This is a genomic window from Pseudoscardovia suis, assembly GCF_002797875.1.
Classification (GTDB): Bacteria; Actinomycetota; Actinomycetes; order Actinomycetales; family Bifidobacteriaceae; genus Pseudoscardovia; species Pseudoscardovia suis.
Window position 1 is genome coordinate 1 of sequence record NZ_PGFC01000003.1, and the last position, 16,965, is coordinate 16,965.

At 59.0% G+C, this 16,965-nt stretch carries 13 protein-coding genes; 4 read left to right on the forward strand and 9 right to left on the reverse strand.

The genetic code is table 11. The features are described 5' to 3' along the window. The first annotated feature begins 218 nt into the window (after positions 1-218). Positions 219-791 carry a hypothetical protein gene (locus tag CLV65_RS08720; RefSeq protein ID WP_157847218.1) on the forward strand — a complete coding sequence of 191 codons (573 nt, stop codon included), beginning with the start codon at positions 219-221 and terminating at the stop codon, positions 789-791. A gap of 387 nt (positions 792-1,178) precedes the next feature. On the opposite strand, the gene CLV65_RS04335 is transcribed toward CLV65_RS08720, so the two are convergent. After that, positions 1,179-1,778, reverse strand: a complete 600-nt coding sequence (locus CLV65_RS04335; protein WP_094690745.1) for a hypothetical protein — start codon at positions 1,776-1,778, stop codon at positions 1,179-1,181. A gap of 285 nt (positions 1,779-2,063) precedes the next feature. Between CLV65_RS04335 and glf the strand changes: the two genes are divergently transcribed. Then, positions 2,064-3,266 carry a UDP-galactopyranose mutase gene (gene glf / locus CLV65_RS04340; RefSeq protein ID WP_094690746.1) on the forward strand — a complete coding sequence of 401 codons (1,203 nt, stop codon included), beginning with the start codon at positions 2,064-2,066 and terminating at the stop codon, positions 3,264-3,266. Between the two features lie 251 nt (positions 3,267-3,517). On the opposite strand, the gene CLV65_RS04345 is transcribed toward glf, so the two are convergent. The 6 genes from CLV65_RS04345 to CLV65_RS04370 all read right to left on the reverse strand — a co-directional run bounded on the left by CLV65_RS04345 (position 3,518) and on the right by CLV65_RS04370 (position 11,615). Then, positions 3,518-4,354 carry an arsenate reductase/protein-tyrosine-phosphatase family protein gene (locus CLV65_RS04345; RefSeq protein WP_094690747.1) on the reverse strand — a complete coding sequence of 279 codons (837 nt, stop codon included), beginning with the start codon at positions 4,352-4,354 and terminating at the stop codon, positions 3,518-3,520. A 179-nt stretch (positions 4,355-4,533) separates the two neighbouring features. Then, positions 4,534-5,961, reverse strand: a complete 1,428-nt coding sequence (locus tag CLV65_RS04350; RefSeq protein ID WP_094690748.1) for a tyrosine-protein kinase domain-containing protein — start codon at positions 5,959-5,961, stop codon at positions 4,534-4,536. A gap of 468 nt (positions 5,962-6,429) precedes the next feature. Beyond that, positions 6,430-8,235, reverse strand: coding sequence for a DUF4012 domain-containing protein (locus tag CLV65_RS04355; protein ID WP_157847219.1), 1,806 nt, complete (start codon positions 8,233-8,235; stop codon positions 6,430-6,432). A gap of 247 nt (positions 8,236-8,482) precedes the next feature. Then, positions 8,483-9,034, reverse strand: coding sequence for a hypothetical protein (locus CLV65_RS04360; RefSeq protein ID WP_094690750.1), 552 nt, complete (start codon positions 9,032-9,034; stop codon positions 8,483-8,485). Between the two features lie 78 nt (positions 9,035-9,112). Then, positions 9,113-9,904 (reverse strand): ABC transporter ATP-binding protein, encoded by a 792-nt coding sequence (locus CLV65_RS04365; RefSeq protein ID WP_244569094.1) that lies wholly within the window; start codon positions 9,902-9,904, stop codon positions 9,113-9,115. 1 nt (position 9,905) lies between these two features. Continuing rightward, positions 9,906-11,615, reverse strand: a complete 1,710-nt coding sequence (locus CLV65_RS04370; RefSeq protein WP_094690751.1) for an ABC transporter permease — start codon at positions 11,613-11,615, stop codon at positions 9,906-9,908. 378 nt (positions 11,616-11,993) lie between these two features. On the opposite strand from CLV65_RS04370, the gene CLV65_RS04375 reads away from it, so the two are divergent. Together CLV65_RS04375 and CLV65_RS04380 are read left to right on the forward strand one after the other, a co-directional pair. Then, a complete protein-coding gene (locus tag CLV65_RS04375; protein WP_094690752.1) occupies positions 11,994-12,932 on the forward strand; it encodes a hypothetical protein in 939 nt (312 codons plus the stop codon). A gap of 81 nt (positions 12,933-13,013) precedes the next feature. Then, a complete protein-coding gene (locus CLV65_RS04380) occupies positions 13,014-14,177 on the forward strand; it encodes a RecB family exonuclease (protein ID WP_094690753.1) in 1,164 nt (387 codons plus the stop codon). A 21-nt stretch (positions 14,178-14,198) separates the two neighbouring features. Here the strand turns inward: CLV65_RS04380 and CLV65_RS04385 are convergent, their stop codons facing one another. Next, a complete protein-coding gene (locus tag CLV65_RS04385) occupies positions 14,199-15,260 on the reverse strand; it encodes a cell division protein FtsQ/DivIB (protein WP_094690754.1) in 1,062 nt (353 codons plus the stop codon). Next, positions 15,257-16,897: a UDP-N-acetylmuramate--L-alanine ligase gene (gene murC, locus CLV65_RS04390; RefSeq protein ID WP_094690755.1), complete on the reverse strand. Its 1,641-nt coding sequence runs from the start codon at positions 16,895-16,897 to the stop codon at positions 15,257-15,259. The genes CLV65_RS04385 and murC overlap by 4 nt, the downstream gene beginning before the upstream one ends. Between the last annotated feature and the right edge of the window lie 68 nt (positions 16,898-16,965).

Genomic DNA, 16,965 nt, shown 5'->3' on the forward strand with positions numbered 1-16,965 from the left:
ATGTGGGCACGGCGGACGGCACGAGGACGTGAATCCCAGTGTTCGCAACGCTTCCGACGGTCAACGCCTCGGCGTTCAATCCCCCGCGGCTCCACCATCATCAAAGCCCCGCAGGCATCATGTCTGCGGGGCTTTTTCATTGCGATTGCTAGGATTCCCCAAGTACGGTCGCCGGGTTTCCTTTCCCAAGTGCAGTCGTTGGTTTTCATTTGCGGTTGATGGAATTCTTAGGTGCGCCGAATATAAAAACGTCGCCGAAAAAGGAAGTTAGGAAGTCTACCAAAACCATCCAAACCTCCGTATTCGGCGACTCACCAATGCACTCGCCGAAGACGGCAGTTACGGACCCCGAAAACAAGATCCAAACCTCCGTCATCGGCGACAAACCCTATACCTCGCCGAAGATGGAAGTTAGGAAGCCCATGAGACCCACCCAAACCTCCGTCATCGGCGACCCAATAAACCACTCGCCGAAGACGGAGGCTACAGGACCCAAAAACAAGACCCAAACGTCCCTCTTCGGCGACAGACTCAATGCGGCGCCGAAGACGGAAGTTAGGAAGTGCATGAGACCCACCCAAACCTCCGTCATCGGCGACCCAATAAACCACTCGCCGAAGACGGAGGCTACAGGACCCAAAAACAAGACCCAAACGTCCCTCTTCGGCGACAGACTCAATGCGGCGCCGAAGACGGAAGTTAGGAAGTGCATGAGACCCACCCAAACCTCCGTCATCGGCGACATAATCCAGGATTCGCCGAAGACGGCAGTTACAGACCCCGAAAACTGAATCCAAACCTCCCTCTTCGGCGACATACCACCCCACTCGCCGAAAACGGCAGTTACAGACCCCAATACAGAATCCAAACCTCCGCCATCGGCGAGCAATAACAAAATCACAGAAGAAGGAGGATGGATGGTTTCCTACACACAGCCTAACCTCCGTCTTCGGCGAGATAATTGAGGATTCGCTGCTCGGTGGACTGGCACCGCAGCGGCATGGAAGGATAGGTACAAAAGCGGTGCGCGGCAACCGCTGTCTGCCGCGCACCGTCCACTCCGCATACCGCTGTCTGCCGCTGTCTGCTATCCGCTGCGCGCCAGTATCCGCAAGCGCGCCACTATCCGCAGCTGTCTGCCGTGCAGCTATCCGCAGCACACCGCCATCCGCTGCGATCTACTCCTCGGAATCGTCGTCCTTGTCTTTCGCCGCTGACCGGGACTTCTTGGACCCCAGAGCGGAAATGATACGAATGGCCTCGCCAGCGTCATTCGTATGCACCGCATGGAGAAGGATACCGTTGATGCCAGCGGTGTTGCCGGAGTTCGGCAGGACCTGCTCCATATGCTCGCCCATCACGTCCAGCAGCTCCTGGGTGCGGCTCGTCCACCGCTCACCTGCCGCGTAACGCTTATTGAGTTCATCCCACTGCGGCATTTTCATGACCTCGGCAGCGGCAAGATGCACGGGAGCGGACACCTTGTATGTGATCTTTTCCGGCTCCGCACGCCCCCAGCGCAAAGCATCTTCCTTCTTGATGGGAGCGCATGCGACATCGACATACGTGACCTTGGGTTCATTGGAATTCTCAATGACGCGCACCGGCACAACGCTATCCACAATCAGCTTGTCGACCACGTCCTCGGGCACGCCCCATGCCGCGGCGGCCATCGATGGATACACCCAACGAGCAACATGTCCCTCGGCGTTCTTTTCGTCCTCGATCTTCTTGCTGAAGGCGGTGATCTCCGCCTGGCTCATGGTCTGCGTGGCCATCCGTGTCCTTTCTCAATCGTCGTGCCCCAATCCTACCGCGAACCACCACCCCAAGCGGCAAGATACGCCCTCAGCGGTACGATTGTGCCGTTATGGTTCCCTGTGCGACCACCTCTAGCCGGCCGCATCGAGACCGCAGAAACCTGCACAAGGGCTTGCAATGCGCGCGCCTTCGCTTCATCCAAGGCAGTGCGGCAGTGAACACCGCAACAGCACAGCAGCACAACAGTGCAGCAGAGCAAAAGTCGCTTGACACGTATTGTGAAACGTCAGAAGGAGACATTCATGGGCTCACCGCAAACAGGCAACGTTGCGAATGCGGATCTTGTCATTGTTGGAGCCGGCCTGTTCGGCCTGACCATCGCGCAACAGGTCGTTGAGCACAATCCGACAGCGCGCGTACATATCATCGATGTGCGCAACCATATTGGCGGCAACGCGTACTCCTACTTCGACGAACAGACCGGAGCGGAAATCCACAAGTACGGTGCCCATCTGTTCCACACGTCCAGCAAGCGCGTCTGGGATTATGTGAACCGCTTCACCACATTCACCAATTACGTGCACCGCGTCTACACCACGCACAACGGTGAAGTATTCCCGCTGCCTATTAACCTCGGCACGATCAACCAGTTCTTCCACGCCGCCTACACCCCCGCGCAAGCCAAGGCACTCATCGAGCAGCAGGCTGGGGAATACGCCGATGTCGATCCCCAGAACCTCAATGACCAAGGCATCAAGCTCATCGGAAAACCGTTGTACGAAGCTTTCATCAAGAACTACACAGCCAAGCAGTGGCAGACCGACCCCGAGCAGCTTCCCGCCACGATCATCCGCCGCCTTCCGGTGCGCTTCACCTACAACAACCGCTATTTCAAAGACACGTGGGAGGGTTTGCCCATCGACGGCTACACCGCGTGGTTCCAGCGCATGATCGACAACCCGCGCATTGAAGTGAGCCTGGGCGTTGATTTCTTCGACACTTCGCAGCCCTTGAACAAGGCAGCGCTGGTTGGCAAGGTCCCGATTGTGTATACAGGCCCGATCGACCGTTATTTCGGCTATTCAGAAGGCGAACTCAAATGGCGCACCGTTGATTTCAAGGAAGTGCGCTATGCGGAAGACGATCATTTTGGTTGCCCGGTGATGAACTATGCCGACGCGGACGTGCCATACACCCGTGCCATCGAGTTCAAGCATTTCAATCCCGAACGCGCCGACAAGCAGAGCCACGACAACACCGTGGTGTGGTACGAATACTCCCGTTTCGCCGGTCGCGACGATGACCCGTATTATCCGGTCAACACGGATGCTGACAAGGCCACCTACAACAAATACAAGAATCTCGAATCCGCCGAGCCGCAGGTCGTCTTCGGCGGCCGCCTTGGCCAGTATGCCTACTTCGACATGTGGGCGACGATCGACAGCGCGTTGACCGCGTACGAAGAGCAGGTCGCTCCCCTGTTGAAGGAAAGCCTCAACGCATAACCAACTCAGCGCATGACAGACAAGGAGTCATGAGCCACGAGCACAGGAACATCGATCGGCCTCAGGTGAATTGATCAAGGCTGATTTCGAACCCTGCTCGATTCCCGCTCTGCTCGGCTCCTGCTCTATTCGATTTCTGTTCCACAAGAAATCAAGGCGGCGCCGGTTGCGAACATTTCGCACACCGACGCCGCCTTTGCTATATCTCTACCGATGCCCTGCCATCTCGGGGCATGCGCACGAGCCGCATGCTATTGCGCACTGCCCCGGATGACACGCCCGGCATGACGGGGCGTAGCCGCCGCTACTGGGAAGGAATCCCGTGAAAGACCTGAATCAGCAGGTTGCACATCCGCCGGCTGTGCTGCCATGGCATGCCGCGCCTCCACCGCCGCCTCCACCGCCGCCTCCACCGCCGGCTGCGCCGCGGCATGCCGTGCCTTCACCACCGGCTGCGCCGCCATGTGAGCAGGCTGCCTGCCATCCACCTCTGATGCGTTATATGCACCTGGCGCCGCTGAAGAAACACCTGCCGCCGGGCGCGACGGCACGATGATCATTTTGAGGGCCATCGCGGTCTCATAGACAGCGCGTTGGTAATCCTCCTCCTGCTTACCATACGGATCGTCGATATCAGCGCCTTCAGGCACGTGGGCACGCAGCATTTGAGAGATGGAATCAATGTAACGAATCCTGCCCGCAATATCGGAATTGGGAATCATGCCGTTGATGTCAGCGTACCGGCACATGTTAGCGAAATCGGTGAGCAGATACGTGTGCTTGACCTTCGAAGGCGCCAACGACACGATGGAACTGCGCTGACGCTTCTCAAAACACAGGATGACGTCTTGTTTCATCGCAATTGCGTTGGTGAGACGCTGCGAACGGAACGACGAGGCATCTATGCCGGCGTTGAGCAATATCGTGCCGACGGTGGGCTGAATCGGGTGGTTGATGAGCCCGCGAATGCCCGCACTGGATACATGGATGGGCGCATGACGGAAATACATGGATGCCAGTGCGTCGGCTGCTGCAGAGCGGCAAATATTGCCGGTGCACACAAAGAGAATGTTGAGCTCCTGCGACATGGGACTCCTTCAAAAAACGCTTGCGACCATGATACACAACATTTCTTGAAACCACACGTGGCCACAGTGCATTCCCAACAAGCCGTGTGATTTACAAAAAGATGGCGGCAGTGGAATCCGGCCGCTGCCGCCATCTCGTGAGGAAGAGGACTCAATCCGCTATCATGCGAAACGCATTCTCACGCCGCATGCTCTGCAGTGCTGGCGTTCTTCGCGCCAGATCCTTTCTCATCGCCGTACCCGTATCCATATCCATAGCCGTAACCGTAGCCATCATGCGATTTCTCGTTGACGAAGGTCATAATGTATCCCAGCACATTCACATGGGAGGATTCCAGCTGATCATGCGCCGCGGCAAGCTCAGCACGCTTCACACGGTTGCTAGCGCACACCATCACGACGCCGCCGGCCTTGTTGCCAAAAGTCAGGGCGTCGCTGGCGACAGCAAGCGGAGCCGTATCAATGAGCACGTAATCATATACGTCACGCGCCTGGTCGATGAGATTCGACATAGTCTCGGAGCCGAGCAGCATGCCAGAATTCGCAGGACGGGCACCGGCAGGGAACACGAAGAAATTCTTCTTCCAATAACGCTGCACAACGTCACGCACATGCGCCTGACCGGACAGTACGTGCGACAGACCAGCAGCGCCTTCCATGCCGAAATGCTTCGCCACGGACGGGTGGCGCAAATCGGCGTCAATGAGCATGACGGATGATCCATTTTCAGCGAGAGCCGCAGCTGCGTTGCATGCCACGGTGGTCTTGCCCTCAGAGGGGATGGATGAGGTAAACACAATGAGTTTGCCTTTATGACCATCGTCAGGCACACCGAGGAACGACAGATTCGTGCGAAGGCGGCGGAAATCCTCAGCCACGGGAGATGCAGGGTCAGACACGATGACAGGCTGAAACTGCTTGAGCTGGTCAGATTCCGGCACCCGGCCAATGCGGGAAGCCCCCAGGATTTGACGCACGGTGGCGGAATCATGGACCTTTGTATCCAGCATCTCAGCGATAAGCGCAACGCCACATCCTGCAACCAGACCAAGCACAATTGCTGCAATCAGTACCATGCTTTTCTTCGGTTTGGAAGGCGCCGCCGGCACGCTGGCTTTCTTTATGAGCTGCAGCGAAATCACGGACTTGTCGCCGCCAGTGGACTTCGCCACTTGTTCAGACAAACTCTGAGCGATTGCATCAGCAATCTGGGCGGCGAGCTGCGGATCCGTATCGGTAACACTGATGTTGAGTATCAATGTATTCGTCGGATTTGTCGCGGAAATTTCGCCTGCAAGCTGCTGGGTGGTCTTCGACAGGTGCAACTGGTCGATCACAGGCTGAAGCACCGCGTCGGATTCCGCGAGCGACGAATACGAAGCGATCTGCTTTGACAGGTACGTGGACGCCGTGCTCATCTGGCTGAGCTGTGAGTTCTCAGAATCGTCAGAATTCGACGTATAGCTTGCGAAAACCTGCGATGTGGCGGTATACATGCGTGTTGCCGTCGCCAGATAGCCAATGGCAGCCGCAACGATCACAACGAATGTAATCAGCGCGGGAATCCATCGCCGTCGCAAAATCTTCAGCAAATCGCCAATTGTCATTTGTCCTCCATACTCCTTATGGCAGTTTTGCACCGGCGCAATCTTTCAAAGACGGCAGTCTGGGATGCGAGCCCCATCTGACACAGCTCAGTCCCAACTCGGATTCGCCAGTCTTGTGAAAAATCACAACCAATGTAACAGCCAGCCAGCGGTCTCCCGTTTCCCGAACACGGTGGATGGCCCAGCAAACGAACATGACGCCCCATGAAATGTCAGCGACCGCAAGGCCGCTTCATTACAGGAATAGCGTGATTCCATTTCCCCGCCCCCAAAGGAATGCCGTCCGATTGTTGGATTTGCAGCCATGCTATAAGCACGCAGAAACCTTGCGAATTCCCATAGCATAACTACTTGCCATAGCATGGTAAGACACATCATGGACCGCAAAAGGACATTCCAGGCATCGTCTTGCCGCCATCCATGCCTGTCTCACCATCTGGACGCATGAATCCCGTATGCCAATGCGGCTCAGTACTGGTAGTCGATGTTGCTTTCTCCGTTGCCGCTGGGGGTCTGGCGCAGCGTGAGTTTCTGAGCGCCACTCGCGCACTGCACGTCGAAGTCCACGCTCACGGATTCTCCAGGTCCGATCGTTGCCTGGAACGTTGACACATCGTGACCATCGACGTTCACGGAATTGACCGCCGACCCCGACGACACCGACACATTGCTGATGTGGCCGCCTGCAGGCGCATACAGATACACGCGCTCGACGGATTGCCCCACGCCCTCGGAATCTTTGTCGGTTCCCACGATATAAGCCGCCTGACCATCGACGCTCGTCAGTGTATTGGCGAACGTGTAATGCACGTGGTACGTCGTGTCGCTGGACTTTGTGAGCGTCGCAGTGCGCGACGTGAACCAATCGAGCTTCGACGCATGCATCTGTTGCATATACACGCCCACCTCAGGCTTGGAGGGGTCCGTGCCGATCTCTCCGGTGAGGCCCGCGTCGCGCAGTGCCTGCTGGTCCTCTGTATGGAACGACCACATGTACACATGGTTGCCCTTGGCGGCGTCAAGCAACACGTCGGACAGCTTCATGAGCTTGCTCACATTCATGTCGCTGAAGACATTCTTGACAACCTGCGTGGCGACGGCTGCGAAGTACGTGTCTTGCTCGGACACTGGCAGTTCATTGTAAACGTCATGGAGCAAGAACTGCGCGGTGTTCGTGCCATTGAGCACCCTGCCGTCGGGCATCGTGATGTCACCGGACACCCCGATGAGCTGCTGCAATGCGTAAGGGTCGAGGGAGAGGACTCCGTCGCAATCCGTTCCGTTGCCTCCGAAGCTCGCCGCCTTCCAAAAATCATTGGCCTGCTGCGCCACATCGGGGAAGTTCGGATTGGTGGTCATGTTATGCACGACAGAGCCGTAAACCAATCCCGCCGAAATCTGACGGAACAGCGTCGCCTGGCTGTCGGTGACGTCGGAAAGGCCGGAATTAGTCGGCCACTGGGCGTCAGCATAGAAATCATTGACAGAGATCACGCCATTGTTCATCGTCAGCGAGCCCATGGACCCCACCAGACCACCAGTGGAACGCGCCTCGGATGTTGTCTGGGCAAGAATCGCATAGGTGCGGGCACCGCTCGCCCCTGCGAAGCTAGGCAGCGTGACCATCAGAGAGGAAATCCCATTGAGCTGTTCGGCGAGCGCACGAATCTTGGCAACCGCATCATCATATTGGGTGCGGATCTTGGCAATCACCGGTTCCTTCACGGAATCAAGCACTGCGACCTGCTGCTGCAGTGTCGAATTGACGGATGACATCTGCTGTGAAGCGTCGGAAATCGGCTGAAGGTTCAAATTGCCTTCTTCCGTGGTGAGCGATGCGGATTCCAAGCTGGACACGACCTGCCCGAATTGCGGGACCACGTCGCTGATCAAGGTGTCCGCCACATCGGCAAGCGTCTGGACAGCGATGATGTCGCCTCCCACTTTGGGCAGTTTGGCGGCACGGTTCCAATCAGCGCCGTGCACGATTTGCCGGGCCTGCGCCGTGTTTTGCTGGGCCTTGGGAAGGTTTGTCTCAATCTTGGCAAGGTAATCTTCGTTCGAAGCGGAGTCGCCGCGTTGCATGAGCGAGACGGCTTCTTTCTCCAGCGCCTTGACCTGCATGGCCTGTGCATACAGCTGCTTGTACCAGTGGTATCCGAGGATTCCGCCGGTGGCAACCAGCACGAACACCACTACCACGACGGTAATAATGACATTGCGAACTGTGTGCCGTGAGCGTGTGCCTTCGTTCGCTCCGTGCTTCATGACCATGGGACCAACCCTTCTGTGTGTGTTGTGTGTTGTGTGTGCTGTATGTGCTGTATGTGAACGATGCGAAACGACATCCATCGCCTTCGCCAAGCAACGCATGACGCGTTGCTCTGCTAACGCTCTGCGCCCCCTGCGCGCGGATGCCTGTCAACGGTTGTCTAGCATAACATCACGGGACGGCACACTGTCAGTTCAGTTCAGTTCAGGTCAGGTCAGGCCAGGCCAGGTCAGTTCAGGTCAATTCAGGTCAGGCCGCGCCCCCATCATTCCCCGACGCCTCGGGCATGCCCCAATCGATCGCCTCAATCGTATAGCCATCCTTGACACCATCGTCCGTGGCGAAACCGAAATGCTGCGCCACCTCCACCATGGCATCGCGATCCGGGAATCCGGATTGCACGGCAAGATCGCGATTGTCCGTCCATGCGCACGGCGCATCCGCCTCACCCCAATCCACGGCATACTTGCCATCGCTCTGCCGTTGCAACACATAGACCTGCGAGGGGGCGACAAGGTCCTCGAAAACGGCGATCGGATCGTCGCCGCTCCATTCGACGGCAGCGATCTCATAGCCATCCGCCGGTTGCGGCGCGTCGCCCTGCGCATCCGTGCGCGCCAGCCCATAGGTCGCGCACGCAGCGGCAGCCTGCTTCGCGGTGGGGAATGCCGTCGACAACTGTGGGTCGTCGACCCATGTCCAATCATGATCGGCGGGCTTGATGCCGTAGTCGACGAAATACTTACCGTCTAAGACGCGGCGGATGGCGTAATCGATGCCGCTGCTGTCGCTGGTGCGCATACCGTTCCCGTTCCTCTCTGCCCCGACGCCGAGGCGTGTTGCACGCTGTCTTTCTTCCTCCTGATTATAAGGAGCCCATCATATGGAGCTGCGGCGCACCGCTTTGCGCTGGCGCGTGCGCTGCTTGATCGTCGACAGATCGAAGACGTCGTCGCAGGCGGACGCGACCTGCCGCGAGTGCGTGACGATGATGACGGTGCGGCCGTCGTCAACGATGCCGCGGAATATGTCGATGATTATTTGCGTGGATTCGGGGTCGAGGTTGCCGGTGGGTTCGTCCGCGATCACGACCGTCGGCCGGTATGACAGCACTCGGGCGATCGCTACGCGCTGCTGCTCGCCGCCGGAAAGGTGTCCGATCCGACGGTCCGCGTACTCGTCCGGCAGATCGACCTGTTCAAGCACATGCAGCACTGTCTCCTTCGCCTGCTGCTTGCCGTGATAGGCTCCGGCGAGTTTCATGCTCATGATGATGTTTTCGCTGACCGTCATGCCCGGCATGAGGTTGAAGGATTGGAAGATCACGCCGATTTTGCTGGCACGGTAGGCATAACGGTCTTGAGAGGCGAGATTGCGCCCTTCATACAGCACCTGTCCGCCGGTGGGCACCGCCAACCCCGACAGCAATGACAGCAGCGTTGTCTTGCCTGTGCCGCTGGGGCCGATGACCGCGTGCATGCGACCGGAGGTGAACGCGTGGCTCATATGGTCGAGCACGAGTGGCAGTCCCGGCTTGTAGCGGTACGAGACGTCTTTGAGCTCCAGAATCACATCCTGGGTCGCGACCACGGCGCCATCCGTGGAGGCGGCGGAATCCATGGTGGAAAGAGTTGAGGAAAGAGTTGAGGAACGAGTGGATGGTTGTGTCATGTCAGCTCCTGTCTGCCAAAATCTGCAACGGTTCATACCGCAGCACCCAAATAACGCCCACCAAACCCGCGATGAGCGCGAGAGCGAGGATTGCGAGCGCCGCCAATCCAACGGTTGTGAGGTTCACGCTGGCGTTGACCGAACTCATATATTGCGTCACCTGTCCCATCGGCCCGCCTTTCCGATTGCCGTCCGCCGCGGAATCGTCAGGCGGAACGGAGGCACCGGAAGAAGCAGAGGCGTCAGAAGACGCGGTGGCATCGGAACTCACCGTGCCCGATGACGCGCCTTGCGCTCCGGCTGCATGGCCACCTTGCAACTGGCGGCCGAAATTGCTTTGCTGCTGCTGCGCCTGCGATTGCGCGGATGATATTTCGCTGGCAAGCAGCTTGTTGGACACGGGCACGCTTGCGGCTGCACCAACGCAGGTGCCGATCAGCAGCCCCAAGACCGCGACGATGATCGTCTCTACGACCATCTGCCCGGCGACGGTGCGCTTATGCATGCCCATGGCGGTCATGACGCCCATCTCATACGTGCGCGTGCGAATCGAAAACAGTGTCATCGCCACCAGCATCACAGCCCCGAGCGCAAGCACCACACAAAGCAGCGTCTTGGCGAATTTCGACAGGTTGAGCAACGGCTCTATGGATTTTTCATAGGAGTCCACATCCGATGACTGCACTTGGTACGAATCGCTCAATCCGGCATCGGCGCACGCTTGCACGAATGCGTCATAATCACTGCCGGAGCCGAGCACGTAGGTGTATGAGATCTGCGTGGAATCATTGGAATCCGTGTCGAGACCCAATGCGCTCATCGTCGCCATGCTCACGATGATCCTGTCCGAGGTGCTTTGCCCGAAGCCGCCTGGACCGAAGGAGCCGCCCGAATCTGCGCCAGTGCTGGTGTATGTGCCGACCACGGTGAATGTGATCTGGGTGCCTGCCGAATCCGCGACGACGAAAGTGTCGCCTACCGACAGGCCATTGAGCTGCGCGAACTCATCGGTGACCATCGCGTCATAGCTGCCGTCGGAATTGGCAGCATCAAGGGTGTCTGACGTGCCTGTGGCGACTGCTTCGCCGCTCGACACGGTGATTCCTAGGTTCGCCAACGCTTCGTCGTTTGACAATCCCACCACGGTGAAATCCGAGGAGCTCATCGGGGATTCCGCTCCCCTGCCGCCGAATCCTTGACCGTCGTCGGATGGTTGTCCAGATTGCGCGGAATCAGACCCCGAGGAATCCGACGAACTCGACGACGCGGCATCGGATGATGAGGAACTGGACGACACCGGCTCGGCTTGTCCCTCCACCGCGGTGAGCTCCGCAGTCTGGGAATAATACGTGCCTGTGAGCAAGGATCCGGCAGCGGTCGCGTAGGTCTCGTAATCCGCCAACGTGAGCTGCATGTCGTTCATCGCTGTCCGTGCCGCCTCGCGCGCGGAGGAATCGCCGTTGGAGGAATCACCGTCGGAGGAATCGCTGGAGGCACTCCCCGCGGCGTCCTTGATGATCTGGCTGCGGTTCATGCTGATGGTGGCGGTGACCGATTGGTTTGCCAATCCCGATGCCTTAGCCGTCTGGGCCGCCTGCATGATGGCGAGGCTGACGACGACAGCCGCGGTGATGACGGTGAATACGATGACGAGAAGCAGGGAGTATCCTGTGCGTCGTCGTACGGACCGCCATGCGTTTTCGAATATCATGGCCTTCCCTTTCTAGATGATGGTCTGGATGATGGTTCCATGGACGGAATCCGCAGCAACGCTCTGAACCACGATGCTGTCTTTGCATTGTGGCGTCCATATCACCGGTTGCCGATGCCTGGAATCGCTGGTATCCAGCTCGCTGGCGCCTGTGCTCGCGAATGTTTGAGTTCTGTGCGCGTGCGCATTGCGTAGGATTCGTCCAAAATCAGTGTTGCAGCGCAACCATCGAAGCGATTGATGACCGCACGACAAATACCCCGGAAAACACTTCGAACTTCCTGAATGAAGGCGAAGCGACAGCTCGGTTTATTGACTCCTGCTTGTCGGTCAGCTCCCATATAGTGAAGAGACTGTTGAAGGAACAGGCACAAGGGCATGCGCAATACAACCGGGGACATCTCACACACCAGCAACAACGGGCTGCAATCCAACCAGTCCGTTGCATCACCGACCGCAATCAGCACCTCGGATGACCATCACAAACGCCACATGCGCCGATTCATGGCAGTGACCGCCGCCATTGTGCTTGCACTGTGCGCAGGCGGGGTAACGGCGAACGCGCGCATCACGCCCGCGCAATACCTCAAACAGGCGCAATCTCTCCAACCGTTGGGCGACGACATCAACGCCGTCTCACAATCCGTGGCAAGCATGGGAAGGCAACTCAGCGACAGCACTGCCGACAGCAGCACCCAGGCCACCGACGCCGCCGCGGCGATTTCGAATGCCGCGACAACGCTCAGTGACCATGTTGACGCACATCGCAAGGACCGGCTGCTTTCCCGCGACTCCACCGCAGCGGACAAGTATTCCGCTTTCGCCGACGCCGCGCATGCCTATGCTTCGGCAGCCGCCGCATACGCCGGCACCGCCGAACCACTCGCCGCGGCGTCTCTGGCATGCCAAGGCGCAGGCGTTACCCTCACCGTGGGAGACAACGTGCAGTTCCTCACGGATTATGGCTCATACTTGGATTCATGCTCCGCAGCACTCGACGCGCTCGATTCAGCGGATTCTGCGGATTCGACAGATCAATCGGCCGTATCCGCCTCCCAGCAGTGGAGCGAATCCACTCGCAAATTCGTATCCTCGCAGCGCGCTACCCTCACCGCATTGCAACAGATGGGCAGCACATCGGATATGCCACTCGATACATTCTCCACGTATCTGACGAAACTGGGCACATTGTCAGCGGCAAGCGCACCGGATGCCACGCAGGCGCTGCAATCCTGGTCCTCGACCCTCACCAGCCTCGACCCCGCCGAGTCTTTGCACGAAGTCGAGTCATACTTGTATCAGCAATCCGCCCGCTGACCCGATCCGCCTTCGGCCACCGCACAGAGCCAGCACAGAGCCAGCACAGGCACAGCACACATGTAACAAGGAAGGCGCACTATGACAGACCAGCGCACGGACTCCCCTCAGCACAATCACCAGATGCAACAGCAAGAGCACCAGATGCAACAGCAGGACCGCCCGACACCCCAACAGGCGCAGCAATCCCCCGAGGTACACCCAGACACCCCGGCATGGCTTGACGGCGAGGGCCTGCACCTGGCTGACGACCAGCTCAAGCGCAAAATCAGCAACAAACCGGTCTCGGCAAGCGCGATCAGCGGTCTCATCGACGGCTGCCCGGCGAAATTCACCTTCACCAGCCTGCTGGCGGATACGGTGATCCCCAAGACGCCCGATGACCCGCGGGTGCGCGGCACGATCTTCCACCGTGCGTGCGAACTGTATTACAACATTGCGCCGCAGGAGCGGGGCGAGCACATCGATTTTGAGCGTTTCGAAGAATGCAAGCTGCAGGCGTTGGACGAAAATCCGGACATGGAGGACGACCCCGGATTGCGCGCGTGGCTGGAGTCCGCTTCGCAACGCTTCTGCTCGATGGGCCCCGATTCCACGGATGTGACGGTGGCGCGGTACCGCACCGACAACGGCACGGAGCGTCCGGCGACCGAAATGAAGATTTCGCTTCATCTCGACGGCGTGCGACGCCGCGTCTTCGGGGCAATCGACCGCCTCGTGGCAGCCTCCCCCGACGACCCCCGCACGGTCATCGTGGATGATTTCAAAACCGGCCGCAAGGCAAGCGTGTATTCCGAGCACATGCGCTTCGCCGACTTCTCGTACCTGCGTCAGCAGACGCTGTATGCCATGCTGCTGGAACACGACACCCGCACGTTCGAAAACGGATGGAATCCGATCGGCGGCCGCCTGCTCTTCCCGCTCGCCGAGCAAGTGACGGTGCATGACGAAGGCTCGGGGCAGGACATGCAACTGCCCATGAAGAACGGCGCACTGATCTGCCTCGATGTGAAAGACGAAAGCCATCGCAAACGCACGTTGGAGGAGGCAGCGCGGACCAGCGACATGCTGGACCATGAATACGAGATGAACCTATATGAATACCGCCCCTCCAACCTGTGCGCATGGTGTCCGTTAGCACGCATCTGCCCTGCCGCGCGCATCAGCGATAGGGAAAACGCACAGCAGGCGGCGGCTGGGCAGCCGGATGCGGCGACCCTGGCACCGGCCATCGTGTGCGCATAATCGCGCATCAGCGCATCAGCATCATTTGATGATCGGCGAATCGGCGCTGGACACGTTGATGTAGGTCAGGGAAGCGTAGCTGGCGTCGCCGGTGTCTTTCTTGCCTAGGATCGCCGATACCACGCTTGCCTTGAATGCGATGTCGGAGGAATCACCCCACAGCACCGTCACGCCATCATCCATGACGGAGGTGATGGAGTCGCGTGTGGGAGCCGTGGTGCTCGTAACACGCGCCGCAAGCGCTGAACCAAGTCCGCCCAGCACTTTCACCGCTTGTGCCGTCGCCTCGTTATTAGAGACGGCATCCGCGGAATCCACGTCGATGCGGGGAATGGAGGCGTATGCGGATTCATCGGCTTGTTTGACGAGTTGTTCGCCATCCTGCGTGACCGGCACCAAGGAATTGTCGGAGGTGACATGGAGGACGGCGGCAGGCTGGGCGCTGGTGAACGTCACGGCGAGGCCGTGGGGAAAACGCCGCTGCACCTTCACATCGCTCACGCCCACGATTGCGTCGAGTTTGGAAGCGATGCCGTGCGAGTCAACAAGCAGCAGCGACTTGCCATTGTCAGCGTCGACGATGGATTCAATCTGAGAGGCATCCACCCATTGGTTCGTTCCGGTGATGACAGCGGTGGATGCATCGTATCGAAACAGCGGCGAAAGAAACGCCGCCCATCCACAGCCTGCGACAATCAGCGCAACAAGCACAAGGATGAGAATGCGTCGCACGATTCCATGAACCGCCGCTGTCTGCCGCTCCTTGCGCCTGCTGGGGAAATTCACGATCTTCGGCCGCACAAGCATGCCGGGATTGCCGCCGATCCGCGGGTCTTCGATGCGTTCGGCGACCGACGGGCCAGGCTTGAGCTGACGGGCGTCGATGAATCCCTCGCTGGCTTGCGGGGAGACGAGAATGTCATCCGCTGGCATGCGCGCAGGCGTGCTGGTGTCACCCGAGCGAACGCTGCGCGGCTCAGGATGGCGCGCAGCGTTGTTGCTTTGCGGTACCGGTCCGTTGGGAATCAGCGAATCGGCATCGTGCGCATCGGAGTGGTTCGACGATATGACGCGCCGGCTCATGCGGCTCCGTTCGCCTCGGTGTCCGCGCCTGCAGCATCAGCGGCGCCGAAACGATCACGCAAAGCGGCAAGGATCGCGTCATCCATCGTGGTGATGCTTCCGGCGCCCACCGTGAAGATGACATCGCCGGGGCATGCGCGCGCCGCGATGTCCTGTGCAGCCTTGGCCATGTCAGGCTCTGCGCTAATCCACCCACCGCCGATGCCTTGCTGGTCCGCGGCATCAGGAATCGTGCGCTCGGTCACATCCGGCCAATCCTCCTGCTTCTCACGCGCCGGATAGATTCCGGTGACGATAACGTCATCGGCCTTGTGAAGGGCCTGTGCGAAACGGCTGGCGAAGAAATGGGTGCGGGAGAACAGGTGCGGTTGGAACACGACGCGCAGCTTCGCCTGCGGATAACGGCGGCGCGCGGCGTCCAGCAATGCAGCGATCTCCGTGGGATGATGCGCGTAATCGTCGATAAGCGTCACGCCGCCCACGACGCCCTTTATTTCGAAGCGTCGCGCCGCACCATAGAATTCACGGATGCCACGCACCGCATCCGCCGGGCGCATGCCCAGCAGCAGGCACGTGGTGATGGCGGCAGCGGCATTGCGCGCATTGTGGACTCCCGGCACTCGCAGTTCGACAGGCACCGAGAACGTGGGCTCCGCCTGCGTCTCGTACTCAGGAATCAAGGAGGCAGGGAACGTGAGGGTGAAATGCTCGGGGAAGTTCGCCGCGTCCGGGGATTCCTCGGACGCCACCTGCTCGCCCTTGGCGCTGACGGATTCATGGCCGATGCGCACAATGCGCACCGCGCCGAGATCGGGCAATTGCGTCGGATCCTGCGTCGTATAAGCGACGGCACGCCGCTTCTCAGAATCATCAAGGCTGCGCAGCACCGCCAGCGCACCCGGATCGTCAGCGCATGCAACCACATGCCCGACGGCATGGTGGGCGTATTGCACGAACGCCTGCTGGAACGCATCCTTCGTCTGATAGTGATCCAGATGGTCCGCTTCCACATTCGTGATGACGGCGATGTAAGGATGATACTTTTCGAAGCTGCCGTCGGATTCATCAGCCTCGGCGATCATCACATCGCCATGGCCGGCATGGCCGCCGTCGATGACGCCACGGCTTGTGCGCACGCTTCCGCCAATCGCATACGAGGGGTCGACGAGATTGCCAGAGCCTGCAGTCTCGAGAATCTGGGCGATCATGGCGCTTGTCGTCGTCTTGCCATGAGCGCCGGCAACCGTGACGGAGCGGTGGGAAGCAAGCAGCAGCGCGAGGATGTCGCTGCGATGCACCAAGTATTTGCCTTCCTTCACCGCTTCCTGGATCTCCGGATTGTCGGGCTTGATGGCGCTCGACCACACGACGGTCTTCGCGCCACGCACGTTCTCAGCCCGCTGCCCGTAATAAATGTGTGCGCCGAGCTTGGCAAGGTGGTTGGTGCGCACGGACTCCTCCCGGTCGGAACCGGAGACATCAACGCCTTGTTCCAGCATCATCTCGGCGAGCACGCTCATTCCTGCCCCGCCGATGCCAATGAAATGAGTGCGCCCCAAATCCTCAAGATGAGCCTTCGCATAGGTGATTGGCTGGCTCGTCGGATCAAGAATGACGGATACACTACCCTGCGTCATCGCATTCCTCGCTTCCATCGCTGGGGGTTTGTTTCCACTGTAGTCTGCCGCCGTGCAAGGCGTGTTTC